Here is a 662-nt window from a genome sequence, read left to right as displayed (position 1 = left end):
ATCTTGCCGGCAGCTGCCGTGAGGACGTCGAACGGTGGCTTTGCCGTAGCCTTTCCTCCCACTACTTAGCCGTCTATATCGACGCCACCTTTATTTCCACCCGTAGGGACAGACAGGTGTCCAAGGAAGCCTACTATACCATTCTGGGGGTATTAGAAGACGGCAGCAGGGAGGTGCTCACGGTTGTCAATCATCCCACAGAAGGGGCTCTTTGCTGGAAAGACGAGCTTGAGGCCTTGAAGCAAAGAGGCGTCGAACAGATAGACTTAGTTGTTTCCGATGCATTGCAAGGAATAGAGAATGCCGTCTGTGCAGCCTTTCCCGGTGCCGCACACCAGTTCTGCGTGGCACACGTTAAGCGACAGATACTCAGCGGCGCATCACATAAAGACAAACTGGTAATGGCGCAGCAGCTCAGTGAGGTGTTCCAATTGGAGAACAACGAGATGAATTCCTTGCAGGGATACGAACAATTCATTACCTTTGTCGAGAAATGGGAAAGGAAATATCCTGCACTAAGAAAATACAAGGCCGAACGCAACAGTGCCTACTTCACGTATATGGACTTCCCGGCTCAAGTGCAGAGGTGCGTATATACGACCAACTGGATTGAAAGGCTCAACAGGAAGTACAGGAGAACCATCCAAATGAGAACATCCATG

Annotated in this window: 1 protein-coding gene and 1 pseudogene (1 of these 2 only partly in view); both read left to right on the top strand. The window is 50.5% G+C overall.

Features of this window, described 5'->3' with window-relative positions:
• A protein-coding gene (locus E0E16_RS00600; RefSeq protein WP_439650599.1) for a transposase crosses the window boundary here: on the top strand, positions 1-69 show its final stretch. The gene continues 519 nt to the left of window position 1, outside the view; only the last 69 of its 588 coding nucleotides appear in the window; the start codon falls outside the window, past its left edge; it ends in the stop codon at positions 67-69.
• A pseudogene (locus tag E0E16_RS13845) lies at positions 45-662 on the top strand (IS256 family transposase); the annotation flags it as partial. The gene E0E16_RS00600 and the pseudogene E0E16_RS13845, both read left to right, overlap by 25 nt.

The sequence above is a fragment of the Prevotella rectalis genome, assembly GCF_900607215.1.
Classification (GTDB): domain Bacteria; phylum Bacteroidota; class Bacteroidia; order Bacteroidales; family Bacteroidaceae; genus Prevotella; species Prevotella brunnea.
This window is presented reverse-complemented; position numbering and strand designations above follow the sequence as displayed.